The organism is Nitrobacter sp. NHB1, from assembly GCF_036964665.1.
In the GTDB taxonomy this organism is placed as follows: Bacteria; Pseudomonadota; Alphaproteobacteria; order Rhizobiales; family Xanthobacteraceae; genus Nitrobacter.
Window position 1 is genome coordinate 228,401 of the sequence record NZ_JBAMDA010000003.1, and the last position, 21,763, is coordinate 250,163.

Here is a 21,763-nt window from a genome sequence, read left to right on the forward strand (position 1 = left end):
CAAACCGCAAGAAAATTAATGGGTCCTGATCCTAGCACTACTTTGGCAGATCTATTCACGCCGCTGTTTTTCGCTGATTTGTCTTCTGCAGTATGGGCATCGCTGATTTGGTGGTCGAAGAATGAGTTCGACGATGGCGTGGCGCACGGCCGGCAAACTCGGCTGTGGCGGTGGGCCGTTGATTCTTTTTTTTCCGCCCCGCTTGTGCGAGACGGCGATGTTGGAGGAATGCGTAAGCGATCATGGTCATGAGCGCGTGACGATGGAGGCCTTGCCAGGATCGTCCCTCGAAGTGATCAAGCCCGAGTTCCTCTTTCAACTGCTGATGGGCCTGTTCGCAAATCCATCGGGCTTTGATCGTGGCAGCTAACGCGCGCAGCTTCGTCTTGGCCGGCAGATTGGCGAGATAATATTTCTTCTCTCCCGACGTCCTGTGTTCGCCGATGAGCCAGGCTTCGTCCCCCGGAAGATGCTGCTGGCCCATGTCCTTGATCCGCTGAGGTGGCCCATCGGCGGTTCGCACGCGAACAGCGGCGAAGCGAGCTTCCAGCCGACCCTTGGTACCGTTTCGCCAACTCACATTTTGCCACTTGGCATTGGCCAGCATATCTTCGGCCGCCCTCGATAGGATATCCGGAATGTGCCGCTTGCGGGGACGGCCCCGACCAGCAACCGGCCAGATCAGTTTAACCCCGACCGGATACACCTTCAGGTGACGAGGAATTCCGACGGCCCAGGCAAGGCCGCGTGTCGTGAGCCCCTGACGGAACGGCGCGCTGAGCCCGTAACCGGCATCCGCCAGCACACAGCCGAAGCGAGCACCGGCTGCTATCACGCGATCGATCTCCGCCAAGGCGATCTCTGGCTTGGTCCGCGCTGCGCGGTGCTCGACTGGAACGCCCGCACGCTTCAAACGCCCCGGATTGCTCGTCCAACTCTCGGGAACGAAGAGACGTAATGCCACCATGACCGGCACTTCACCCCGCGCAAGCGTCAGCGACACCAATGTTTGGCAATTGGCCGTCTTGCCGAGCGACGAGGCATATTGCGGAGCGACACCAACCGAACGATCGCCCTTCTTCGGCATCGCCGTGTCGTCGATGACCAACACCGCATCTTTGCCGCCGACAAGGCGATCGGCCTGAACGAGCAATTCTGACTCCAACGGCGCCGCATCCCAGACGCCATCAGCGATGAAATGGTGCAACTGGTCATAGTCGTTTGGTGCCAGCCGCGCCGCCATCGGCTGGACGCTCTTGCGATCACCCGGTCCAATCAGTCCCGAAACATACAGCGGACACATCCGCCGCCGGGCCTTGTGACCTAAACGATCCAGGAATGGCTTGAGCCAGCGTCCAAGCTCGTCTTCCCACTTCGACCCCGTGTCCACCATGGTCGGCCCTCCAAAAGCCGACCACCCATGAATCATTGAAAATCTGATTCGGGAATCCAGTTGCGCCCATCAATCGCAAAATCTGCCAAAGTAGTGCTAGGGTCAGGACTCATTGATCAGAGCCAAAAGATGACGGCGGCTGCGATGCAGATGGCTGACAAGAAGGTATGGGCGCATCGGTCGTAGCGTGTATGGATGCGCCGCGAGTCCTTCAGCCTGCCGAACATGTTCTCGATCTTGTGGCGCTGGCGATAGAGCACACGATCATGCTCGATCGGCGTCTTGCGATTGGACTTCGACGGAATGCATGCCGTGATGCCGCGCGCGGCAAGCGCCTGGCGGAACCAGTCGGCGTCGTAGCCTTTGTCGCCGAGCAACTGCCTGGCGGGCGGCAACGCATCGAGCATCAATGCAGCGCCCTTGTAATCGCTCATCTGGCCTTCGCTGAGCAGCAGGATGACGGGACGTCCCTGACCATCGCATACGGCGTGCAGCTTCGAGTTCAGGCCGCCCTTGGTGCGCCCGATACGCCTGGGAACAGGCCCTTTTTAAAAAGGCTCGCAGCGGTGCGATGCGCCTTTAAATGCGTGGCATCGATCATCAACCGGGATGGTTTGCCGGCCTTGCGGGCCAGTTCGGCGAAGATTTTATTGAACACGCCGAGCCGGCTCCAGCGCACGAACCGATTGTAGATGGTCTTGTGCGGGCCATACTCGCGCGGCGCATCGCGCCAGCGCAGCCCGTTTCGGATGACGAAGATGATGCCGCTGACCACCCGCCGGTCATCGACCCTCGCGATCCCGTGCGATAACGGAAAATACGGTTCGATCCGGCGCATCTGCGCCTCTGACAGCAAAAACAAATCAGCCATGGCGGCGGCCCCCTCACGACACCAGTGAATCAGCCAATCAGGCAAACCGCAAGAAAATTAATGGGTCCTGATCCTAGCACTACAGTTGCCTTTTTGAGAGACGTCTGAATCCATAGGCAACCATGATTCGGAGATCATGGACGCAAGCAGCGTCGATTGAGGAGACGCTTGCGTTGTGGGCGGCGTCGCTTCGAGAAATCAAGCAGCGGATACGTCCGTTGTTCACGCAACAGCGTATTGCAGCGAATGCCGGCCTGTTCCTGGAAGGCCTGCTCGGAGACGAGCCGCGCAAGACCGGTTGGATGCGCGCCGAGGCGGCAGGCGATCCTGGCCCCTGGCGGCAGCAGGCCATTCTGGGTCGTGGAGATTGGGACGCGGATGCCCTGCGCGATATCGTGCGCGACTATGTCATCGAGCATCTGGCGGATGACGATGCGGTGCTGGTGATCGACGAGACCGGCTTTCTCAAGCAGGGCAAAGCGTCCTGCGGCGTGGCGCGGCAATACACGGGTTCGGCAGGGAAGATTACGAACTGCCAGATCGGGGTCTTCGCGACCTACGTTTCGCGTCATGGTCATGCGTTCATCGATCGGGCGTTGTATCTTGCGAAGGAATGGACCGACGATCCCGACCGTCTAAAAGCCGCATATGTGCCTGCCGACGTCGGCTTTGCGACCAAACCGAAGCTTGCGACAAGAATGATCGCACGCGCGATAGCCGCGTCTGTCCCATTCAAGTGGGTTGCCGGTGATACCGTCTACGGTGTTGGCGACATCGAACAGCAACTGCGTCGGGCAGGCAAAGGCTACGTGCTTGGGGTCAGCAGCGCTCATGTGTTTCGATCCTGGGGCAAGCGATCGCCGGTCGCCGGGACGGCTGCAGACATCGCCCGGACGCGGCGCTCATCTGACTGGAAGCGCCTGTCGGCGGGAGCCGGAACCAAAGGGCCGCGGCTGCACGACTGGTGTTATCTCGAATTGGCCGATCTCGAGGCCGGTCAGTTCAACCGCACAAATGATGGTGTGTGGACGCGCGGTCTCCTGATCCGCCGTCGCATCGCCGACGATGACCTCGCCTTCTTCACCACCTGGTGTCCAGCAGGCACATCAATTGAAACGCTGGTCGCGGTTGAAGGCCATCGATGGGCAATCGAGGACAGCTTTGAAACCGCGAAAAACGAGTTCGGCCTCGATCACAACGAGAGCAGATCCTGGCATGGGTGGCACCGTCATGTGTCCCTGGTGATGCTCGCCTTCGCCATGATGGCGGCGATCCGACATCGCGCTAATCCGCCACCCAAAAAAACCAAACGCCGCCCGCCGGCAAAAGCCAAAGCATCACCACGCCGCCACTGATCCGTTGGTCGATCCAGGAAATTCGCCGCGTTGCCATCCGACTCGCGCGAAAGCGGATCCAACCCGCACACATCATCGCATGGTCTTGCTGGCGCAGGGCTCACCAGGCTGCCGCTCAGCGCGCTCACTTCAAATCAAAACGGCAACTGTAATGCTAGATCGCAGGCTGCCAAACGGTTATGAATCGGGCGGGGCGGTACGCGCTGCCCTGGGGCGTGGAAACCCCGCTAGCGGTTTGGTGCCGGCCGTTACGGCGCCGCACTCTAGCCGCGCGGGTGTCAATCTTCTTCTTGTTTCCTACATCGTCTCTGATTTTGTTGGGCTTTCGGTTTGCACGCGAAGCTCTGAAGGCAACAGGCTGTCGTTGCCGGATTGCTCCGACATTTCAAGTTTCAGCGCTGTTGTCCTGCTCGCAAGATCATCAGTCTCTCCGTAGTCACGCTGCCTTCTTCCGATCGCGGCGGCTACATTATGATGTTCAATAAGAACAAACAGGTGGGACCAATAGGGGCCACGGCTTCAGCGTTGATCGGGAAGATCCCGGTCAACCAGCCACCCGACCGAACGTCGCTCACCCATCTGCCGTCTTGCTGCAAGACCCCCGGCTTCAGAACTCACCGGGGTTTTCGTTCAGACGGCCGCCGTGGCGACCCGTCCGGATTTCGAGGCAACAACAATTAGCTCCTGTTTGAGCTTGATGCGTTCTTGAGGGCTCAGATTCTTTGGCCGGAAACGATCATTGTTCAGCCACATGTTGTGCATGATCATCGCCAGCTTCCGTGCGACGGCGATCCGGGCTTTGGAGAAGCCAATACGTTTCGCCAGACGTACGCCCCAAGCTTTCAGGCTGTTCCATTGTTGTGTGCCTGAGAGCAAGACTGTTGCTGCTAACGAGGACACGGCGGGTTGCCGGATCGCCGCGGCGGGAGATACCGCCCATGAAGTTCGTCTCCCCTGACTGGAACTGGCGCGGCGTCAGCCCAAAGTAAGCGGCCACGTCCGACGACTTCTGGAAGCGCTGCGGATTATCGACAGCGGCATAGAACGATAAAGCGGTGACCGGCCCTATGCCGGGAATATCCATAAATCGCCGCACCATTTCGATACTATTGGCGATCGCTTGAATCTTTTCTGTCAATGGCGCAATCTTCTCCACCGCCTCCATGTAGAGATTGAGCGATGGCAACACATACGGCCTGACATGAACGCCGTTTCGCTCGGCCTCCGCCAGCCCCTCAAGGGTCCGCTTGTAGAAGGTTTCCGCCGTCACGTTACCGCGTTCGACGATGACTCCGAATGGTTTGAGGACGCCGGCGATATGATTTTCGAGGCCGACCTTCTGGCTGACCAGGTGATCACGCATTGCCAGCAGCACCCTGGTTTCCTGCGAGGCTTGCGAGCGGATGCTGACAACCTTCAAGAAGTCTTCTCCGCCCATTCGGACGAGCTGCGCCAGGCCTCGGGCGTCGTTCTTGTCGGTTTTGTTCCGGTAGGTGGCCAAGAAGCGATGAGCCTGGAACGTCTCCATGCAGACGACATCGAAGCCAAATTTCACGAGGCCGCTGTAAAGCCAACTGCTCATGTTGCCGGCCTCCAAACCAACCTTCGACGTTTTGCCTTCTTCAACGCGATTGGTCAGCCAGCCGCGAATGTCTTCTGGCTGGGAATTACATTTCCCTTCGCAGAATTTCTTGCCGTCGCCGTCGATGACGCAGATCGAGGTTGTCCTCTGCGAAACATCGAGCCCAACAAAATAATCGTATGACCTATGCATGTTCTCTCTTCCGTTTGATGAACCTACGTGAGAGATGATAAAGCCTTCTCGGCTTGGTGAAGCGGTTAGCGCGGCTACACCATAGGGAGCCTGTGGCGTATGCAACAGGTTCATCCGAACTAAAGGCCATAGGGCCGTCTAGCACGGTTTCCAACTCCCCGATCACCAAGAGTCAGCGAGGGATCGTTTGCGGGGGCGTACCGCAGACAAATCCTTATCCGGGGAACATGCGGTGCCGAAGCTGAGATCAGCTCAAGGGGGATCATTGGAGGCGCGAACCGTCGCCGCGCACCGTGCATATGTGACCGCTTTGGCGGCGTGGGAGCGGTTCGCCCACCGGGCGACCTGTCCTGTCTGCCGGACGGAAGATGTGTCCCCTGAACAACAGCAGCGCCAGTGCGATGCCGCAGAGACCGAGAAAGAGCGCTGCCGAGCTGCCTTTCGCGATCTTTGCGGCGAGCTCGGATTTGTGCCGACCGGTCAAGGGTTGCCTTGCCGCCTGAAGATTACCCCTGTCGTCGCGGCCGCTCACCCAACTGAAGCCCGCCGAGGTGAGGAAGGGGCCCGCGCCCTGACGAAGTTGACGGAACTGACGAAAGCTACCATATTGGGGCAAGCATTGGAGGTGGCTCATGACTGTCACACAGAAAAAGCGCGGAAATGCGCGGAAACGCGCCGCGCGGCGCGAGCCGCTGACGCTCGGCTTTGCAACCTCGTTCGGGTCGATCGGAAAGGACGTCGCCGGCCGCAAGGCGGCGCGAGGGCTCTTGTCCGGTTATGCGAACGCCATGAAGCACGCGGAACGGACCGGCAGGTCGGTGCGGATGACCGTCGTGATCGATCCCAAGGCTGCGGCTCCGCAGATCGCGGTCGAGGAGGTTTCACCCCCGAAGGGCGATATGCTTGATACGGCCTTGGCGGCCGCGCGCCAGCGCGGCTCGGCGCGGGTCGCTGAAATCTTGAACGACACGGACATGCTGTCGGCGGATGCGTTTGCCGAGGAGATCGGCGCGACCCGTGAAACGGTGCATAAAAAACGGCGGCGCCACGAGGTGCTTGGTCTCGAAGGCCCGAAGCGCGGCGTCCGCTTTCCAAAGTGGCAAGTCGGCGAGTCGGGCGGCCTGATCCCGAGCCTGCCGCAACTCTTTGAGGTCTTGGGAGATCATCCTTGGACGATCTACCGTTTTTTGCTCGAAGAGCATGACGAACTTGACGGCCGCAGCGGGCTCGAGGCACTTCGCGCCGGCCGCATCGCCGACGTGATGGCAACCGCGGAGACCATCGGCAGAGGCGCCTTCTCCTGACCGGGTCGTCGCCAGGACCGTTGCCGCCGGCCGGGTTTGCATCGCGCGCCCTGTCGGTGGCCGACGTCGCGCGCGGCGCGGCATGGCGGCGGCTTTACAAGAGCCGCTTCCCGGACGCGCTTGGTTATGGTTTCGGCCCGAGCCGGTTCAGCGATCCCGAGACGACGTTGGTCCCGCCGGAGCGTTTCGGCGTCGTTTACTTCGGCAGCAGCATCAAGGTGTGTTTCGTCGAAACGATTCTGCGGGACCGAGGTGTCGCCCGAACCCATACTTTCCCGATCGAATGGGCGGAGCTCGAGGCGTGGAGCTGCGCCGAGGTCCGGGTCGAGGCTGCGTTAAGGGTCGTCGACCTGCGTGGCGATGGTCTCGTTCGCATGGGAATTCCGACCGACGTCGCGCGCGCAAGCGCGCAGGGTCTTGCCCGCGTCTGGTCGCGGGCGCTTTGGGCGCACGACACGAAACCTGACGGCCTGATGTACGACTCACGGCTCAACGGCGAGACGAACGTCGTTGTCTTCGACAGGGCTTTACCAAAGCTGGTGGCGGTCGCGACGCCACGCCTCGTCGATTGCCGCGGCGATCTTGCGACCATCCTCACGGATTTGGATCTGGCCATCGTGTGAACCGCGGGCTCTGTGACTTACCGACTGGAGCCCACGCCCCATGATCAGAAGCTTTCTAAGGTTGTGCAACCGGTGAGCGAACCGTCGCGCAATGGTGCTTTGTGACCATACCGCTCCGATCCGGTTCATGACCAACTCGGCTTGTCCCACAAGCTGAGGAGTCTTCAATGCTCATGGTCATTCCTGGCTCGGACATCAGTCGGCACGCCTGGCTGATGGATCGAGTCTTCCGTTTCCGTCATTCGATCTTTGTCGACGAGAAGGGCTGGATGGACCTGCGCCAGCCGGACGGCCTGGAGCGCGACCGCTTCGACGATGTTCATGCGATCCACCAGATCTGCCTTCGTGGCGACGACATCGTCGGGTATCAGCGTCTTCTGCCGACAACGAGGCCGCATCTACTCAGCGACGTCTTGACCGAACTGTGTCATCGCCGGCCGCCGCGCGGACCGCGCGTCTTCGAGTGGACGCGCTTTTGTGTCGCCCCTAGCAGCCGCGAGATGCGCCCGCGTGCGGACGGCCCCTTTCTCGAGCTCGCGCAAGGCGTCGTCGAATGGGGGATGGCACACCGGGTCGACACTGTCACGGTCGCGATCGATTGGCGTCTGATGGTGATCGCCATGCAGTTGCGGTTCTTCGTACGACCTCTGGGATTTCCTAAGCGCATCGGCCGCGATGAAGTGGTCGCGCTGCGCATGTCCTTCAATCGCGAAACGCTCGCCACGATCCGCCAGGCACGCGGATGTGCCGACCCGATGCTTCCAGATCTACCGCTGCCGACGGCGGCCTAACGGCGCACCCATTCAGACGAGACAGGAGAATGTAAGGTGATTCGAACCGCCGATACGAAGATTGTTGCTCAGGAACTCCTCACGCGATACGATCATGCTCGCGCTGTGACGCTCATCGGACGAACGCTTCAGAAAGCCTTGTTCGCAGGCCGCTCCGATGAAGTCGTCTTCTGGGCTCTTGTCCATGTTCATTATCGTGGCGGCATTCTTTGCAACGCGATGGAAGAGCAACTGCGCGATTTCGCGGATTTCATCATCCGTGAACCATCCGAGATGAACTAGCTGAATGGGCACTGACGGCAGCACACTTCAACGCTGCGGAATGGTGACCCACGGCCTCGGTGATGGACCAATGTGTCGTAATCCGTTTCCTTGTCCGGCGGATGGTGGTGGGCACCACAAGTCAGACATCGGTTGGCGATACGATGATGGACGCGGTGCTGGCTGCCGGCGGGTTGGCGGCGATACCGGTCGAGGTCGGGAAATCGCCGGGCCCGGAGGGGCCACACATGGCCTGACCCTCTTGGCAATTTGGATTTGCCATCGCGCGCGCATTGTTTGCCATCTTGCAGATGGTCGTCCCGTTGATATCGGCGAAGCCGGAGCACGAGCCCGAATTCAGCATCTTTTGGCAATTGCCGGTGCCAAGCTGAATACAGGCGGCAATAAAGCTGGCATCGACTTTCTGGCCATCGAACGTTGACATCGAGGCCAGTTGTCTGACCGCAGGTGAATTATAGCCGTCATTGGTCAGCTTGGCCCAAGCGTCGACCTGATCCTGCAGCGACATACAGCCGTAACCCGCCCGGTCGGTACCGGCATATTTCTGGACGTTGGCATTGTTGAGCTGGAAGATGCCGGTGCAGCAGCTGCCATTGTAGTTGCCTTTGTTGCCGCCGGATTCGAAACGCCCCAATCCGCCAAGCGAGCAAGACGTTCCTTTGAGATCGTCCCGTAATGGCGAGTTCCTCACGGCATCGGTGATATCCTGGGCAGAATAGTTGGTGCGTTCGCAATACTGTCCCGCAACGGCGTGCCCAGCTCCGAGCCACTGAATGCTCGCGCAAAGAACCAAGAAAAGCATTGGACCGCTAAGGCGCGTGCACACGGATTCCCTCCGCATCCCAGAATGTCATTTGAGCGAATAGACGCGTGCGCAGCTCGGCACGTCACGGCCACCGATCATCGTGCGGAAGCTGATCGTGCCGGCTGCCGGATCGTAGCGCGTGTACGAATTGTCGTTGCGGTTCTTCGCCGGCAGGTCCGGGTCGGCGTGATCCGCGTAACAGCCGGTGTCCGACTTGATGGACATCACCTTGCCGTTTTCGATGATGGCGATGCGCAAAGGGCAGATCGACGGCTCGATTTCGGCGCCTTTGTCATTGGCGCCACTATCACAAGCGCGCGACAGCGCCGTGCTGACGATGATGGTGCGGCTGCCGTCACGATAGGTCGAGGCGAGTGCAGTCACCAAGGCATTGTTGCCGCCGAGGGGCCGCTTGAGCTCCGTGGTCACGTAGGCGTTGGCCTCGCGGATGACGTCGGGCCAGACCAGCGTCTGCAGCGGGTCGGTCGTCGACGGGGTCTGGAAACTGTAATAGGTCATCGCCTGCCAAGCACCGGCAGCTTGATTTTGCGCGGCTGCAACGCCTGACATCGTGAGCAGCGCGACAACCGGAACGATGAACTTGAATCGCATCGAAGCCTCCTGATGCTGAGATTGCCCATCAGCATGACACGGCCGCGAGCGCGGTCCAGGCCGCGCGCCAGCGCGCCCCGCAGGGGTCGCCTTGAGGGCGCTGTCAGCGGCCGTGACACCATGATAGACGGGCGGGCAACATGTCATGGCGGATACAGCGCGATGTTTTGTGAGCAACCATCGACGGCCTGGTGATCGATGATGACACCGGTTCTTACGGTCTTGGTGGCGACATCATAGGACGCGTAGGACGCAGCCTGCGGGGTGACGCTGGTGCCGGCGACGGGCGAGGCGAGTTCGAGAAAACACGCGCGGCCACCGTCGAGGGTGTGAACCTGGAGTCCTTCATAGATGGCGATGCGCAGCGGGCAGAGTTTTACGGTCGCGCCGGCGGCGGCGCGCAGTTCTTTCAGCGTGCAGCCGGCGACCGTGTTGAGAATCGAGAGCACGACGGATTTCGTGGAGCTCCAGATCACGAAATGCGCTTCCGTGGCGGGTGCGTTACCCTCGGCGAATCTCTGGTCGCCCCGTGCCTTGTAAGCGCGGTTGTTGACCTCGATGGCGTCTTTCCAGATATTTTGATAGGTCGCGGTTTGTGGTGACTGTTTCTGAAGATCCGCATATGACATTGGCCGCCAAGCCCCGGGGTCGGGCGTTAGCGATTGCGCGTCAGCGCCTGTGGCAAGATCGACCATCATGATCCCCGCGATCAATGCGTGTACCGAGCGCCGTCCAAGCTGCCGGCAAGGGGTGGACGAAATCTGATAACATCTAATATATTGTCCGTGGCTTGTCGACACCCGCGCGGCGCGCACCTCCGCCTCCTATTCGTAGCGAGGCCGGCCGGGGACCCACCACCAGAAGTCCTTCGGCGAGCGCTCACGATTGCGCCAGGGAACGGCGGCGTGTGGCGGATAAACCGGCTGCATGTTCCAGACCGCGCCGTAATAGTAAAAGTTGGCTGTCTCGCGCCGCGATCGCCGTCCCGCGCTGTCGAGAAAGTCCGTCGCACAATGGACCACGGGACCACGGTAGCGCGTCACGCGGGCGGTCTGTTCATCGAGCGCACCCGGCTTGCAGCCGAACAGCCAGATGGAAGCAGGATAGCAGCGGTCCGCTGGCGTGGTTGCGAGGAGGCGACGATAGGCGGCATTGGCCTCGGTCTGCGTCGGATAAGGAAAGCGCTCCGTCAACACCGGTGCGAAGGTCGAACGGTCAGGGGCACATTCCAGGCGGCCCGGGTTCACCTGGTCCGGACTATAAAGGGGCTCGGGCGCCGGCGGACCCGGCTCGACCACCGGCGCAGCGGGCGCGGCGCAACCGGCAAGCGCGATCAACAAGGGGGTGACAAGGCAACAGCGTCTTCCGATCATGGCGTCGCCTCGTCACGCGCCATCGGCTGCCGGTTGCTATTACGGCCGGCGCGCCACTGCCATGGCATCTGGAAGGTGCTCGACCAAAGGCCTCGGTAGGCTTTGCGCGCATTCTGCTCGGCCAGCGCATAGCTGCGAATCCCAGGGTCATCTTGCGTCGCCGGCGACACCACGGCCACGCCTTCTCGGATCATGTCCGCGGCAATATCCTGATGGCCGGCGGCGGCACAACGCACCAGATGTTCGCCAGCCTCGTCGTCGCGTAGCGTGGCGCAGGCGAGCCATGTGTTGAGCGTCGCGGTCACGAGCCACGCCGTGGCCATCGTCCCGCACGGCCAGGCCTGGCGGCCGAGGCGTGCGGATTGATCGGGAGCGCAGGTGTCGATTCCGTAGAGCCGATAGGCTTCGTGCGTTTCGATATCGCGAAAGCGCGTGCCATCGATCACCTCGACGCGCAACGGCGGCGATTGGACGGCAGCCTTGGGAGAATAAACGCCAGGTGAGGCGGCGGGCGTTTGAGCCGTCCCCGCGTGGCTGTTGAAGACCGCAAAGCCCCACACCATCCCAAGGACGAGCTTACGCGGCTGCATCGTCGCGCGATCCGAGATCGAGCTTGTGGAAGACGTTGGCGATGATGTCGGTCGTGTAGACGGTTTCACCGTCCTTCTTGTAGGACCCGTCGGCAATTCTGCATTCGGCATAAACCGCGTCGCCTTTGGCGACGTTCGCGATCGTCCATTCAGCGGCCTTCTCATTGAGGATCGTGACGGTCACCCAGTCTGTCTCCTCGCGCCGTTCTCCCTTGCCGTCGGCCCAGGCGCGGTCGGTCGCGACGTTGATCTTGGCTGCCTTGTTGAAGGCCTTCGGGGCCTGACCGACGCGGCCGCGCAGGATAAAAAGATTGGTCGTTCTCATATTCTCTCTCCCGGAAATGCTTGATGGTTGTCAGGGTGTTTGCGGTGGCGGGGATGACGTCGTCGCTCGGGGCGAAGGGGGCGGGGTTTGCTGATTCAGGGCGCGCAGGATGATGGCGTTCGGATCAGGCAGGTCCGAAAATGCCCACAACCCGGCCTTAGCGCGTTGCGCGACAAGCTGCGCGACGAAATAGGGCGCGTGGACCGGCTGCCCGTCCGGCTTCAGGGCCGCGAAGGCGAATCCGGTCGCGATCAAGGCCGTGCCGAGATCGATCCGCGACCCGGCGCCGGCGCCAGTCACGCGGGTCGCGACACAGAAGACGAAGACGGTTCTGGTCTGAGCCTGTTCGGCGGCGTCGTAGCATTGCGGGCGCAGATCTCGCGTCAGCGCCACCAGCATCGCAAGCGAGGCCTCGCCGCAATCGCGCTGAAGGCCGTGCGCGTTGGTAAAGCTGGTACCGCGAAGGCAGGATTGCACACCGTAGAGACGGTAGGTGACGCCAGCATCAGACCAACTGTCGCCGGTCAGATAGAGGGCGTTCGCGGGGACGGGAAACCAACGGGAGGCAGGCGCTTCTGCACGTGCCGCAGTGAGCGCCAACAAATGCGCGATGATCGCGGTGAGGGCTTGCGCTCGCCGCATGTCAGTAGCCCTGCAGAGAGAAGTAGAAGCGTTGGCTGCCGTTCGCCGTGCTGATGTCAACGTAATAAGGATCGCTGCGCGGATCGCGCGCCGTCGTTGAATAGGTCGTGGTGCAACCGCCATCGCCGCCCGAGCAGACCTGTTGCGGCTTCGAGAGGTCGGCACAAAGATTGCCGCTGGGCGACGCGCCCACCCCGCCATCCGATGCTGATTGAACCGGCGTCAAGCCAGCCGGGCACGCTTGATAGGGTTCATAACCGAGACCACTGGCGTTTCCCTCGGCGCAGGACGGCCAGCCGCCACCCTGTGCCAACTGGCGAAACAGGGTCTGCATGACCGGCACGCAATAGGGAATACCCGACCAGCTTGGCGCGCTGGCGGCCGCGCACAGCAGCACTTTGCATCCAAACGACGCATCTTGCGCGTCGGCGCGCGGCACGACGCCAGACGCACACATAAGGCCGACCGCCATCACCAGGGCTGCACCGCGCTTCATCTATCCTCCAGACGTGAGAGCAGGGGAGGCATTACTTATCCTGTTGCCAATGTATCAACATCTAATATATTGTCTATTGGAAAATAGAGGCGAGGTGGCATGTCGATTCGCATTGCAGCGATCGGGTTCAGCGTCCTGGCGGCTCTCGGCGGCGCGCACGCGCAGGATTCCGCCAAGCCGGCCCGGCTCGCTGCCGTCGATGCCGCGGGCCGCGTGCTTCCGCTCGAAACGCGATCGGCATCGATCGATCGCATCGATAGCGCCTTTGCCGCCGTTGCGCCGTGCGCGGGCGTCAAGGCAATGGCGCCCGCCGAGGCGAGCGCCCTCGTCACGCGCATTGCAACGGAGGAGAATTTCTATCCCGATTTCGTCCAGGCGGTCGCCAAGAACGAAAGCCACTTCAATTCGATCGCACTTTCGGACAAGGGCGCATTCGGCCTGATGCAGTTGAAAGCTGAGACCGCGAAACGCTTCAAGGTCGACCTCTGCGATCCCGCCGACAACGTCCGAGGCGGGGTTCGCTTTCTCCGGGCGCTGCACGAGAAGTATCGAAATCCGTTTTTCATCCTCGCGGCTTACAATGCCGGCGAGGGCGCGGTGGAAGAGAACCGCGGCGTCCCCCCGTTCCCCGAAACAGTACGCTTCGTCGCGCAGGTCATCAACGACTTCTACGTCTGGCCCGCACCAGGCGGCTCAGCCCGCCGCGATGGGCGCAGCCCGATCGGACAGCCGGACGTGATCGAGCCGGGAGCGCCAAGCGCAGCTTCGCCGACCAAAGCGGCGCCGCAGGCGCGCTGGAACGACGGATTCGTCATGCATGTCGACTGAAACGGAGGATCGGATGAGAAGATCGTTGTCGCGCTGGCCCCTTGCCGGAGCGCTCTTGGTGATGAGCATCGCCGACGCCGCGGCGCAGTCGAGCGGTGGAACGCTGCAACCGGTGCAGTCGACATTGACCCAACTGGTGTCGGCGCTGACCGGGCCGATCGCGACCGCGCTTGCCACGCTTGCCGTCATCGCCTGCGGCTTCTTCGCCTGGTCCGGTCGACTGACCTGGGGCATCGCCGGCAGCGTCATTTTCGGGATCGTGCTGGTGTTCGGCTCCGCGCAGATCGTCCAGTTCTTTCAATCGGCGGTCGGGCAATGACAGAAAACGAGCTGGAGGACCCGCTGATCACGCCCCTCGTCAAGGCGTTGACGCGTGCCCCGACGCTGATGGGCGTGCCGTACATGTACTTCATGTTCAGCGGCGTGGTCTCGAGCGTATGCTTTCTCATCTCACACAATCTCTTCATGCTGCTGGTTGCGATCCCGTTGCACCTGTTCGGCTTCGTGATGACGCTGCGTGACGACCGGATCTTCGAAATCCTGTTCGTCAAATCCATGAAATGTCCGCCCCGCTCGCGCGCCTTCTGGGCCGCCGACAGCTACTCAGCGTGAGGGGACGGAATGGTCGCGCGCGCGCTGCTCGATGAACTCACCTTCGGCGCCGTGTCGCGGCGCGAGCGTCCCGTCGCATCGCACCTGCCCTACACGCGGCATGTCGATGACCACATCATCAAGACACGCGACGGCCTGGTCCTCACCATTCTCAAGCTCGACGGCTACTCGTTCGAGACCTCCGACATGAGCGAGGTCAATTCGCGGTTGCTCGGGCGCAACGACGTCGTTCGCACGCTCGCGAACTCGCGGTTCGCGCTTGCGGCCCACATCGTCCGGCGCGAGGTGCAGCCGCGCATCGAATCGACCTTCGACAATCCGTTCTGCCGTGAGCTCGACGAGCGCTACGACGCGGCGCTGTCGCAGCGCCGCATGTTCGTCAACGACATCTATTTGACCCTCGTGCGCCGTCCCCTGCAGGGACAGGCTGGCACCTTTGACATGATGCTGACCAAGCTGCTCGGCCGCAAGGATGAGGCCGGGGAATCCGTCGCCGCGCAAACTGCCCTGACCGAGCTTCGCGACGCCGCGACGGCGGTCCGCGAGAACCTTGCCGGATACGGCGCCCGTCAGCTGGGCGTGGTGCGCCGGGAGGGCTTTTGGTTTTCCGAGCCGCTGGAATTCCTGGTGCAGCTCATCAATGGCGGCATCCCTCGCCCGATGCACCTGCCGCGCATGAACGTGGCGGACGCACTCTCGATGAAGCGGATCTTCTTCGGCCGCAACGCCATTGAAATCCGCGGCGCGGGACCTGAGGATACGCGCTTCGGCGCCATGGTGTCGATCCGCGAATACCCGGCACAGACCGGGCCCGGCTCGTTCGACAATCTCTTGCGTGTGCCGCACGAATTCATCGCGACGCAGACCTTCGCCATCGTTGATCGGCCGGAGGCGGCCAAGCAGATCGACCGGGTATCGCGTCAGGTCGACATGTCCGATGAGGCCGGCTCCATCGTCGCGGAACATCTCGACGACGCACGTGACGAGCTGCTCGCCTCCGAGGCGATCTATGGCGAGCACCACATGACGGTGATGTGCCTCGGTCGCAACCTGCCGGAGGTGGGGGCGGCTGTCACGGCGGTCGGCGCGGCGCTCACGGACCGGTCGGTGATCTGGACCCGTGAGGACCTCAATTGCGAGCCGGCGTTCTGGGCGCAGCTTCCCGGCAACTTCACCTACATCGCCCGCAAGGCCGTGATCTCGTCGAAGAACTTCGCGGGCTTCACCTCGCTGCACAACTACCCGAGCGGCCGCCCGGACGGCAACCACTGGGGCCCCGCGATCTCGGTGTTCGAGACGACCTCGCAGACGGCGTACTACTACAACCACCACGTCCGCGACATCGGCAACTTCACCGTCGTGGGGCCGACCGGATCGGGGAAGACAGTCTTTCTGTCCTTCATCGCGGCGCAGACGCAGCGCGTCCAGCCCCGGCCGAAGTTGTTGTTCGTCGACAAGGACCGCGGCGCCGAGATCTTCATCCGAGCGCTCGGAGGCCAGTACGAGACATTGGTCCCGGGCGAGCCGACCGGCTTCAACCCGCTGTCGCTGCCGGACAGGGCGTCCAACCGCGAATTCCTCTACCAGCTGTTCGCCTTCATGTTGAAGCCTGTGAACGGCGCGAACCTGACCGCATCCGAGGAGCAGGTGATCCGCAACGCGATCGCCGCGGCGCTCACCGGCGGGCCGGCGGGTCGAACCCTGAAAGCCTTCTCGACCCTGCTGCGCGGCCGCATCAGGGCAGGAGAGGGTGACCTGCTGGCGCGCCTCGAGAGCTGGATGCGTCCCGACCAGCGCGGCTGGCTGTTCAACAACGACGAGGACCAGTTCTCGTTGTCGAGCGTGTTCGGCTTCGACATGACGCGGGTGCTCGACGATCCGGTGATCCGCACCGCGGCGTTGATGTACATTTTCCACAGAACCGAGGAGCTGCTCACCGGTGACCCGGTGATGATCTTCCTTGATGAAGGTTGGCGGCTCCTCGACGACGACGTTTTCGCGTTCTTCATCCGCGACAAACTCAAGACCATCCGCAAACAGAACGGGATCGTCGGGTTCGGCACCCAGTCCGCCGCCGACATCGTGCGCTCGAAGGCGTCGAACACCCTGATCGAGCAGACCAGCACCAACATCTTCTTTCCGAATCCGAAAGCCGACGACGAAAGCTACCAAAAGGCCTTCCGTCTCTCCGGGCGCGAGGTCGCCTGGATCCGCGGCACGGTGCCGGAAAGCCGTTCGTTCCTGATCAAGCACGGCCGCGACAGCGTCGTGGCGCGGCTCAATCTCGCCAGCATGCCCGACATGATCAAGGTCCTGTCCGGGCGCACCGAGACGGTCGCGGAGCTCGACGCGCTGCGCGCCCGCGTCGGCGACGACCCGGCGGCGTGGCTGCCCATCTTCATGGGACGGAGCGACGCATGAAGCTCCGGATTGCGATCACCGCCGCGACCCTCCTGGGCGGTGTCGTGCCCGCGTTGGCGGACATCCCCGTCGACGACGCCGCGCAGTTGACGCAGCGCTCGCAGACCGCGGCGGCGACCGTCAAGCTCGTGCCTGTGACGACGCAGCGGCAGGACGCCAACAGCGGCGTCAAGTGCGCGGTCACCACGGGCAAGAAAGCGAATATCACGAATCCCACCGTGCAGCCGCAGAGCGGCGCCGGCAGCCAGGCGATCCAGTCCTATGGTGCCGACCTGCCGGCGGCGCCCGATCCAACCGCTCAGGGCGCTGCGCTCAACAGCCAGACCTTGTTCAAGTCGAGTGGCGACGTGGTGGCCGGGTTAGAGGCCAGCCACTCGACGATGGCGGCGGCTCAGTCGGCGTTCCAAGCTGCCGGCCAGCAGGTCGGGACGGCGCCGACGGTGATGGCAGCGATCGACATGAACAGTGCGGCGCGACTGCAGAACAATCTCACGTGGAATAGCGCTATCGGCTCGGCCAATCTCTGGGTGACGGCGCTGAACGCGCTGAACCTGGCGATGGCGAGCGACATGAGCCGGTCGGCGCTCGGCATGCGCGCAATGGTCAGCGCTGCCCAGCCGACATCAAGTCCGGTTTGTCCCGTCGGCATGGCCGGCTCCGGGACGGCCGCCGATCCTTGCCGGATGTCGTCCGCCTGTTCGACGACGCCGCCGGGATCGCCGCCGGACCCAGCGTGCGTGAGCGCGCGCTACCTCGACACCGACGGCAACGTCATCTTCTACCTCGCCCGGGCGCAGAGCGCCGTCGCCACCGGTAATGCCGGCGCCAACGCACCGTTGACGGTCACCGAGGTGACCGCGGCGCTTGCCGCGATTTCCGCCAACGGCCGCTAGGGAGACCCCGATGCGTTGGATTTTTGTGCTCGCAGTGTTCACGTCGGCACTAGCCGGGGCGGTGCCGGCGATGGCGCAGGTCCCGGTGATCGATAGCGCAAACCTTGCAAAGGCGCAGCAGATCGCCACCAGCACGCAGCAGATCCTCAGTGCCGACCAGCAGATCCTGCAGTTCACGCAGAAGACCCTGCAGGCGGTGACCGGCGACCGGTCCTCTCAAGCCCAAGGCACCCTCGCCCAGATGGCGCTCGGCGGCGGCTTTTCGATGGCGCAGGCGCCGTCGCTCGGCTCGGTGATTTCGGGCGGGGCGCTGTCTTTCGCCGGCATGGGATCGGCGTCGCAGAACATCGTCTCCACGCTGATCAACGGGCTACAGTTGGTGCAGACCATCACCGGTCTCGTCAGCGGCCAAGCCCACCCAGCGGACGCCGCCTACAAAAACTCCGTCAACGTGGCTGCCACCCTTTCCGGACTGATCAACTCGACGCAGAGCGCCGTTCAGCAGCGATCGTCCGCCTTCACGCAAGGCGGCCAGCAGATCGGCAAGGCGCAAGACCTGAAAGGCAGCGTCGACCAGAACACGCAAGTGCAAATCCAGACCGGGCAGACGATCAACGAGCTCAACGGCGTCGTCAACAACGCCGCAGCGGCCGCCAACCAGGCCAACCTCGACCGGATCGCGGCGGAATCCTCCGCGGCCCGCGCGATGAAGTTCACGCAGCAGTAAACCCAGGGGGAAGGGCGTGTCGAAGCGCAGTCTTATTCTTGTCGCCGCCGCCGCGGCCATCGCTTTCGCCGTCGGCAGCTACACTCTCATGCGAACGCCAGGACCGTTGGCCAAAGTCGGCGCACGTGCCCAGCAAGACGAGGCGGCGAAGGCCGCCTCGCGGGCCATGACCTTCACGCAGCCGAAGGCGCCAGCGCAGTGAGGACGGCCACCGCGGTCCTCGTTCTCGCCGTGACGGCCGCCGCGCTCACCGGTTGCGCCTACAAGCCGATGAAAGCGCCCTGTTCACCCGACGAGGGCGGGACGCCGCTCGCCTATTCCGACACGCCGGCGCCCGCGCAGCCCGAGGCCTTCAAGGCTCCCGACCGCTGCGGCCCGATGCGGCCGATCTGAGAGGGGCGATGGGTAACAGCTTCAACGTCACCTCGCTGCTGCAGTCGGTCGACCAGCTCGGACAGAACTACGTGTCGACGGCCTACCAGGCGTTGGCGAGCGCGGCGACGTCCGGCGGCGCGACCAGCGTCGCCGGCCTGCTGCTGACGCTTTACGTCATCTTTTGGGGCGTCGGCATCTGGCAAGGTACCTCGACGGGCGGTCCTGCCGACCACGCCTTCCGGCTGTTCCGCGCGGTGCTGATCTATGCCATGGCGACGAAGTGGGGCGACTTCCAGACGCTCGCGTACAATTTTCTCAACGACGGCCCCTCGGCAATCGGCAACGCCCTGTTGAGTGCGGTGACGTCCGCCAACAATACCGGCACATCCGCAAACCTGAACTCCGTCAACGGCGTGCAGACGGCGCTCCAGAACATGTGGGACACGACCAACAGCGCCACGGAGGCCTTCCTGCAGAACGCCGGCATCACCAATTGGGGGCCCTACATCTTCGCGGCCGTTTTCTACGTCGTGATGGCGATCCTGATCGGCTTTGCGATCTTTCTCATCGTGCTGTCGAAGATGTTCATGTGGCTGCTGCTTGCGCTGGCGCCGCTGTTCATCATTCTGCTCCTGTTCGGGGTCACGACGCGCTTTTTCAGCGGCTGGCTGAGCGCACTCGTGCAGTATTTCCTCGTGCAGGTGCTGGTCTACGCTTTCCTCGCCTTCTACGTCTCGCTGATCCAGCAGACGATCGACACGCTCAATAGCGTCGCCAATTCCAAGTCGGCGACCTGGGCCACCATCGGCCCGGTCGTGCTGTTCGCGATCATCGGCATCCTGCTGCTCAGCCAGATCAACAACATGGCGGCGGCGATCGCCGGCGGCGTGCCGATCTTCGCACCACGCATCGGCGCGGTGCTCGCCACTGCAACAGGCTATCGCCTCGGCGCCGCCGCCAACCAGGCCCGCCTCGCCTTCCGCAATCCGCTTAACCCGGCCTCGGTGTCGCGCCGCGAGGAGCTGGCGTCACGCCAGCGCGCGCGTGTCGGCCTACGCGCTGGGTCCTGGGCCCAGTCCGCCGAGTTCCGTCGGCTCGCCGACCAGCTGCGCAATCCGGGCACGCCGCCGGCCTCTGGTAGCGGAGGTCGGCCATGATGGAGACGACCACCTCGGAGCCGGCGCGCGTCGATCCACGCTATTACGTGGACGGCGCGACGTGGGAGCGGGATATCGCGCGCCGCAACCGCAACTCCCGCGCACTCGCCTGGATCGTTGCCGCGGTGATGACTGTTGTCGCCGTCGGGACCCTTGGGACTCTGGCCTTGCTCATTCCGCTCAAGACTTACGAGCCCTACATGGTCGTGGTCGACAAAGCCACGGGCTTCGTCGAGGTCAAGCGTCCGATGGCCGAGGGTCCGCTGACCCAGGACGAGGCAGTCACGACCTTCAACGTCGTCCGCTACATCAAGGCGCGCGAGACCTACGACCCGAAGGCCTTGAAGGACAACTTCGACCTGGCCCAGCTGCTTGCGAGCGGGGATGCGGCGCGCGAGCTCACCGAAATCTATTCGCCCGCCAATCCCAGCAACCCCGTTAAGGTCTACGGCACCAACACGGTCGTCGCCGTCACGATCAAATCGGTGACGTTCCCGAACAACCGGACCGCGCTCGCGCGCTTCTCCACCGAGGAAAAATCGTCGACCAACGTCATCACCCGCAACTGGGTCTCGCTGGTGCGGTTTCGCTACACCTCCGCGCCGATGCGCAATGAGTGGCGGTTCGACAATCCGCTCGGCTTCCAGGTGTTGGAATATCGCCGCGATCAGGAAACGGCGCCGTCGCCCGGAACCGTGGGTGCGCAGCAATGAGGAAGCAAGGTGCCGTCGTCGGCCTCATCCTCTGCGCCACGGCAAGCGTCGCTCACGCGGAAGCGCTTCCCCGTCCTGGTCGCACCGATTCCCGAGTCCGGGATGTCATTTACAACAAGGACAACGTAACCGCGATCGACGCCAGCTACGGCACCTCGACGATGATCGAGCTGCAGCCTGACGAGAAGATCGAGACGCTCGCGCTCGGAGACTCGGTCGCCTGGAAGGTCGAACCGAACCGCAAAGGCGACATCATCTTCGTCAAGCCGGTCGCCAAGAACGCGATATCGAACCTCAACGTCGTCACGGACAAGCGCATCTATTCGTTCTTGCTGCGCTCGAATACGCGGCCGCCGTCAGGACAGATCTACGCCGTGCGTTTCCGGTTTCCCGATGAGGAGGCGAACGCGAAGCTCTTGGCGGAAGCCAAGGCGCGCGCCGCTAACCCCAATCTCAAAGACCTCAATATCGCCAACGCCAACAACGATTACGGCTACAAGGGCTCCTCGGCAAACAAGCCGGTCGCGGTGTTCGACGACGGGACCAAGACCTGGTTTCGCTTCGAGGGCGAGACGCCGGCGATCTACATCGTCGACACTGAGCGCAACGAGAGCCTCGTCAACTTCCGGACCGAGGGCCCCTACGTCGTCGTCGACAAGGTCTCGCCGCAGTGGACGCTGCGCAACGGCCAGGAATCGACATGCATCTTCAATCGCCGCCTTACCAATGTGCATGAGCCGAACGGACTCGAGCCTTATGCGCCGCAGCGCGTGGGTACGGCCATGACCGTGGGAGGCTGAT

General features: G+C 62.7%; 28 protein-coding genes. 17 read left to right on the forward strand and 11 right to left on the reverse strand.

Annotated features, from left to right (window positions below):
• Window positions 1-55 precede the first annotated feature (55 nt).
• Both V4R08_RS16720 and V4R08_RS16725 read right to left on the reverse strand, forming a co-directional pair.
• On the reverse strand, window positions 56-1,393 hold the full coding sequence (locus V4R08_RS16720) for an IS701 family transposase (protein ID WP_335580487.1): 1,338 nt from the start codon (window positions 1,391-1,393) through the stop codon (window positions 56-58).
• Window positions 1,394-1,509: 116 nt separating this feature from the next.
• Window positions 1,510-2,264, reverse strand: a protein-coding gene (locus V4R08_RS16725; RefSeq protein WP_335580488.1) for an IS5 family transposase whose coding sequence is annotated in 2 segments (ribosomal slippage) — window positions 1,510-1,931 and window positions 1,931-2,264 — 756 coding nt in all. Because the reading frame shifts where the segments join, the coding sequence is not laid out codon by codon here.
• A 122-nt stretch (window positions 2,265-2,386) separates the two neighbouring features.
• Between V4R08_RS16725 and V4R08_RS16730 the strand changes: the two genes are divergently transcribed.
• The gene (locus V4R08_RS16730; protein WP_335577531.1) at window positions 2,387-3,619 is read left to right on the forward strand and encodes an IS701 family transposase; all 1,233 of its coding nucleotides are present in this window, start codon (window positions 2,387-2,389) and stop codon (window positions 3,617-3,619) included.
• 736 nt (window positions 3,620-4,355) lie between these two features.
• Here V4R08_RS16730 and V4R08_RS16735 read toward each other — a convergent pair.
• Window positions 4,356-5,393, reverse strand: coding sequence for an IS110 family RNA-guided transposase (locus V4R08_RS16735; RefSeq protein WP_335580489.1), 1,038 nt, complete (start codon window positions 5,391-5,393; stop codon window positions 4,356-4,358).
• A 232-nt stretch (window positions 5,394-5,625) separates the two neighbouring features.
• Here V4R08_RS16735 and V4R08_RS18340 point away from each other — a divergent pair, with 232 nt between their 5' ends.
• The 5 genes from V4R08_RS18340 to V4R08_RS16755 all read left to right on the forward strand — a co-directional run bounded on the left by V4R08_RS18340 (window position 5,626) and on the right by V4R08_RS16755 (window position 8,393).
• Entirely contained in the window at window positions 5,626-6,300 is a 675-nt protein-coding gene (locus V4R08_RS18340; protein WP_498038908.1) for a transcriptional repressor TraM, read from the forward strand.
• Window positions 6,182-6,697, forward strand: coding sequence for a hypothetical protein (locus tag V4R08_RS16740; protein ID WP_498038909.1), 516 nt, complete (start codon window positions 6,182-6,184; stop codon window positions 6,695-6,697). The genes V4R08_RS18340 and V4R08_RS16740 overlap by 119 nt, the downstream gene beginning before the upstream one ends.
• A gap of 56 nt (window positions 6,698-6,753) precedes the next feature.
• Window positions 6,754-7,320: an RES family NAD+ phosphorylase gene (locus V4R08_RS16745; protein WP_335580491.1), complete on the forward strand. Its 567-nt coding sequence runs from the start codon at window positions 6,754-6,756 to the stop codon at window positions 7,318-7,320.
• A 167-nt stretch (window positions 7,321-7,487) separates the two neighbouring features.
• A complete protein-coding gene (locus tag V4R08_RS16750) occupies window positions 7,488-8,111 on the forward strand; it encodes an acyl-homoserine-lactone synthase (RefSeq protein ID WP_335580492.1) in 624 nt (207 codons plus the stop codon).
• A 36-nt stretch (window positions 8,112-8,147) separates the two neighbouring features.
• Window positions 8,148-8,393, forward strand: coding sequence for a hypothetical protein (locus V4R08_RS16755; protein WP_335580493.1), 246 nt, complete (start codon window positions 8,148-8,150; stop codon window positions 8,391-8,393).
• Window positions 8,394-8,514: 121 nt separating this feature from the next.
• Here the strand turns inward: V4R08_RS16755 and V4R08_RS16760 are convergent, their stop codons facing one another.
• The 8 genes from V4R08_RS16760 to V4R08_RS16795 all read right to left on the reverse strand — a co-directional run bounded on the left by V4R08_RS16760 (window position 8,515) and on the right by V4R08_RS16795 (window position 13,236).
• On the reverse strand, window positions 8,515-9,219 hold the full coding sequence (locus V4R08_RS16760) for a hypothetical protein (protein ID WP_335580494.1): 705 nt from the start codon (window positions 9,217-9,219) through the stop codon (window positions 8,515-8,517).
• Between the two features lie 24 nt (window positions 9,220-9,243).
• Entirely contained in the window at window positions 9,244-9,810 is a 567-nt protein-coding gene (locus V4R08_RS16765) for a hypothetical protein (RefSeq protein WP_335580495.1), read from the reverse strand.
• Window positions 9,811-9,953: 143 nt separating this feature from the next.
• Window positions 9,954-10,625 carry a hypothetical protein gene (locus V4R08_RS16770; RefSeq protein ID WP_335580496.1) on the reverse strand — a complete coding sequence of 224 codons (672 nt, stop codon included), beginning with the start codon at window positions 10,623-10,625 and terminating at the stop codon, window positions 9,954-9,956.
• Between the two features lie 9 nt (window positions 10,626-10,634).
• Window positions 10,635-11,183 carry a hypothetical protein gene (locus V4R08_RS16775; protein ID WP_335580497.1) on the reverse strand — a complete coding sequence of 183 codons (549 nt, stop codon included), beginning with the start codon at window positions 11,181-11,183 and terminating at the stop codon, window positions 10,635-10,637.
• Window positions 11,180-11,773 (reverse strand): thermonuclease family protein, encoded by a 594-nt coding sequence (locus tag V4R08_RS16780; RefSeq protein WP_335580498.1) that lies wholly within the window; start codon window positions 11,771-11,773, stop codon window positions 11,180-11,182. The genes V4R08_RS16775 and V4R08_RS16780 overlap by 4 nt, the downstream gene beginning before the upstream one ends.
• Entirely contained in the window at window positions 11,760-12,098 is a 339-nt protein-coding gene (locus tag V4R08_RS16785) for a single-stranded DNA-binding protein (protein ID WP_335580499.1), read from the reverse strand. The genes V4R08_RS16780 and V4R08_RS16785 overlap by 14 nt, the downstream gene beginning before the upstream one ends.
• A gap of 30 nt (window positions 12,099-12,128) precedes the next feature.
• Window positions 12,129-12,740, reverse strand: a complete 612-nt coding sequence (locus V4R08_RS16790) for a thermonuclease family protein (RefSeq protein WP_335580500.1) — start codon at window positions 12,738-12,740, stop codon at window positions 12,129-12,131.
• Window position 12,741: 1 nt separating this feature from the next.
• Window positions 12,742-13,236: a hypothetical protein gene (locus V4R08_RS16795; RefSeq protein WP_335580501.1), complete on the reverse strand. Its 495-nt coding sequence runs from the start codon at window positions 13,234-13,236 to the stop codon at window positions 12,742-12,744.
• Window positions 13,237-13,335: 99 nt separating this feature from the next.
• Here V4R08_RS16795 and V4R08_RS16800 point away from each other — a divergent pair, with 99 nt between their 5' ends.
• Genes V4R08_RS16800 through virB9 form a run of 11 tightly spaced genes read left to right on the forward strand, consistent with a single transcriptional unit; the run spans window position 13,336 to window position 21,762 of the window.
• Window positions 13,336-14,064 (forward strand): lytic transglycosylase domain-containing protein, encoded by a 729-nt coding sequence (locus tag V4R08_RS16800; protein ID WP_335580502.1) that lies wholly within the window; start codon window positions 13,336-13,338, stop codon window positions 14,062-14,064.
• Window positions 14,065-14,077: 13 nt separating this feature from the next.
• Window positions 14,078-14,383, forward strand: coding sequence for a TrbC/VirB2 family type IV secretion system protein (locus V4R08_RS16805; protein WP_335580503.1), 306 nt, complete (start codon window positions 14,078-14,080; stop codon window positions 14,381-14,383).
• Complete coding sequence (locus tag V4R08_RS16810) at window positions 14,380-14,676, forward strand: VirB3 family type IV secretion system protein (RefSeq protein WP_335580504.1); 297 nt, start codon at window positions 14,380-14,382, stop codon at window positions 14,674-14,676. The genes V4R08_RS16805 and V4R08_RS16810 overlap by 4 nt, the downstream gene beginning before the upstream one ends.
• Before the next feature lie 9 nt (window positions 14,677-14,685).
• On the forward strand, window positions 14,686-17,097 hold the full coding sequence (locus V4R08_RS16815) for a VirB4 family type IV secretion/conjugal transfer ATPase (protein WP_335580505.1): 2,412 nt from the start codon (window positions 14,686-14,688) through the stop codon (window positions 17,095-17,097).
• The gene (locus V4R08_RS16820; protein WP_335580506.1) at window positions 17,094-17,990 is read left to right on the forward strand and encodes a hypothetical protein; all 897 of its coding nucleotides are present in this window, start codon (window positions 17,094-17,096) and stop codon (window positions 17,988-17,990) included. The genes V4R08_RS16815 and V4R08_RS16820 overlap by 4 nt, the downstream gene beginning before the upstream one ends.
• 10 nt (window positions 17,991-18,000) lie before the next feature.
• A complete protein-coding gene (locus tag V4R08_RS16825) occupies window positions 18,001-18,717 on the forward strand; it encodes a type IV secretion system protein (RefSeq protein WP_335580507.1) in 717 nt (238 codons plus the stop codon).
• 16 nt (window positions 18,718-18,733) lie between these two features.
• Window positions 18,734-18,919 carry a hypothetical protein gene (locus V4R08_RS16830; RefSeq protein ID WP_335580508.1) on the forward strand — a complete coding sequence of 62 codons (186 nt, stop codon included), beginning with the start codon at window positions 18,734-18,736 and terminating at the stop codon, window positions 18,917-18,919.
• Window positions 18,916-19,110 carry a hypothetical protein gene (locus V4R08_RS16835; protein ID WP_335580509.1) on the forward strand — a complete coding sequence of 65 codons (195 nt, stop codon included), beginning with the start codon at window positions 18,916-18,918 and terminating at the stop codon, window positions 19,108-19,110. Before V4R08_RS16830 ends, V4R08_RS16835 begins: the two co-directional genes overlap by 4 nt.
• An 8-nt stretch (window positions 19,111-19,118) precedes the next feature.
• Window positions 19,119-20,249, forward strand: a complete 1,131-nt coding sequence (locus V4R08_RS16840; RefSeq protein WP_335580510.1) for a TrbL/VirB6 family protein — start codon at window positions 19,119-19,121, stop codon at window positions 20,247-20,249.
• A complete protein-coding gene (locus V4R08_RS16845) occupies window positions 20,246-20,962 on the forward strand; it encodes a VirB8 family type IV secretion system protein (RefSeq protein ID WP_335580511.1) in 717 nt (238 codons plus the stop codon). The genes V4R08_RS16840 and V4R08_RS16845 overlap by 4 nt, the downstream gene beginning before the upstream one ends.
• A complete protein-coding gene (gene virB9, locus V4R08_RS16850) occupies window positions 20,959-21,762 on the forward strand; it encodes a P-type conjugative transfer protein VirB9 (RefSeq protein ID WP_335580512.1) in 804 nt (267 codons plus the stop codon). Before V4R08_RS16845 ends, virB9 begins: the two co-directional genes overlap by 4 nt.
• Window position 21,763 lies beyond the last annotated feature (1 nt).

Coding starts and splice junctions, on each gene's coding strand:
- V4R08_RS16720 (WP_335580487.1), bottom strand. CDS start 1,393: ATGGTGGACACGGGGTCGAAGTGGGAAGACGAGCTTGGACGCTGGCTC.
- V4R08_RS16730 (WP_335577531.1), top strand. CDS start 2,387: ATGATTCGGAGATCATGGACGCAAGCAGCGTCGATTGAGGAGACGCTT.
- V4R08_RS16735 (WP_335580489.1), bottom strand. CDS start 5,393: ATGCATAGGTCATACGATTATTTTGTTGGGCTCGATGTTTCGCAGAGG.
- V4R08_RS16740 (WP_498038909.1), top strand. CDS start 6,182: ATGAAGCACGCGGAACGGACCGGCAGGTCGGTGCGGATGACCGTCGTG.
- V4R08_RS16750 (WP_335580492.1), top strand. CDS start 7,488: ATGCTCATGGTCATTCCTGGCTCGGACATCAGTCGGCACGCCTGGCTG.
- V4R08_RS16765 (WP_335580495.1), bottom strand. CDS start 9,810: ATGCGATTCAAGTTCATCGTTCCGGTTGTCGCGCTGCTCACGATGTCA.
- V4R08_RS16775 (WP_335580497.1), bottom strand. CDS start 11,183: ATGATCGGAAGACGCTGTTGCCTTGTCACCCCCTTGTTGATCGCGCTT.
- V4R08_RS16780 (WP_335580498.1), bottom strand. CDS start 11,773: ATGCAGCCGCGTAAGCTCGTCCTTGGGATGGTGTGGGGCTTTGCGGTC.
- V4R08_RS16785 (WP_335580499.1), bottom strand. CDS start 12,098: ATGAGAACGACCAATCTTTTTATCCTGCGCGGCCGCGTCGGTCAGGCC.
- V4R08_RS16790 (WP_335580500.1), bottom strand. CDS start 12,740: ATGCGGCGAGCGCAAGCCCTCACCGCGATCATCGCGCATTTGTTGGCG.
- V4R08_RS16795 (WP_335580501.1), bottom strand. CDS start 13,236: ATGAAGCGCGGTGCAGCCCTGGTGATGGCGGTCGGCCTTATGTGTGCG.
- V4R08_RS16800 (WP_335580502.1), top strand. CDS start 13,336: ATGTCGATTCGCATTGCAGCGATCGGGTTCAGCGTCCTGGCGGCTCTC.
- V4R08_RS16805 (WP_335580503.1), top strand. CDS start 14,078: ATGAGAAGATCGTTGTCGCGCTGGCCCCTTGCCGGAGCGCTCTTGGTG.
- V4R08_RS16810 (WP_335580504.1), top strand. CDS start 14,380: ATGACAGAAAACGAGCTGGAGGACCCGCTGATCACGCCCCTCGTCAAG.
- V4R08_RS16815 (WP_335580505.1), top strand. CDS start 14,686: ATGGTCGCGCGCGCGCTGCTCGATGAACTCACCTTCGGCGCCGTGTCG.
- V4R08_RS16820 (WP_335580506.1), top strand. CDS start 17,094: ATGAAGCTCCGGATTGCGATCACCGCCGCGACCCTCCTGGGCGGTGTC.
- V4R08_RS16825 (WP_335580507.1), top strand. CDS start 18,001: ATGCGTTGGATTTTTGTGCTCGCAGTGTTCACGTCGGCACTAGCCGGG.
- V4R08_RS16840 (WP_335580510.1), top strand. CDS start 19,119: ATGGGTAACAGCTTCAACGTCACCTCGCTGCTGCAGTCGGTCGACCAG.
- V4R08_RS16845 (WP_335580511.1), top strand. CDS start 20,246: ATGATGGAGACGACCACCTCGGAGCCGGCGCGCGTCGATCCACGCTAT.
- virB9 (WP_335580512.1), top strand. CDS start 20,959: ATGAGGAAGCAAGGTGCCGTCGTCGGCCTCATCCTCTGCGCCACGGCA.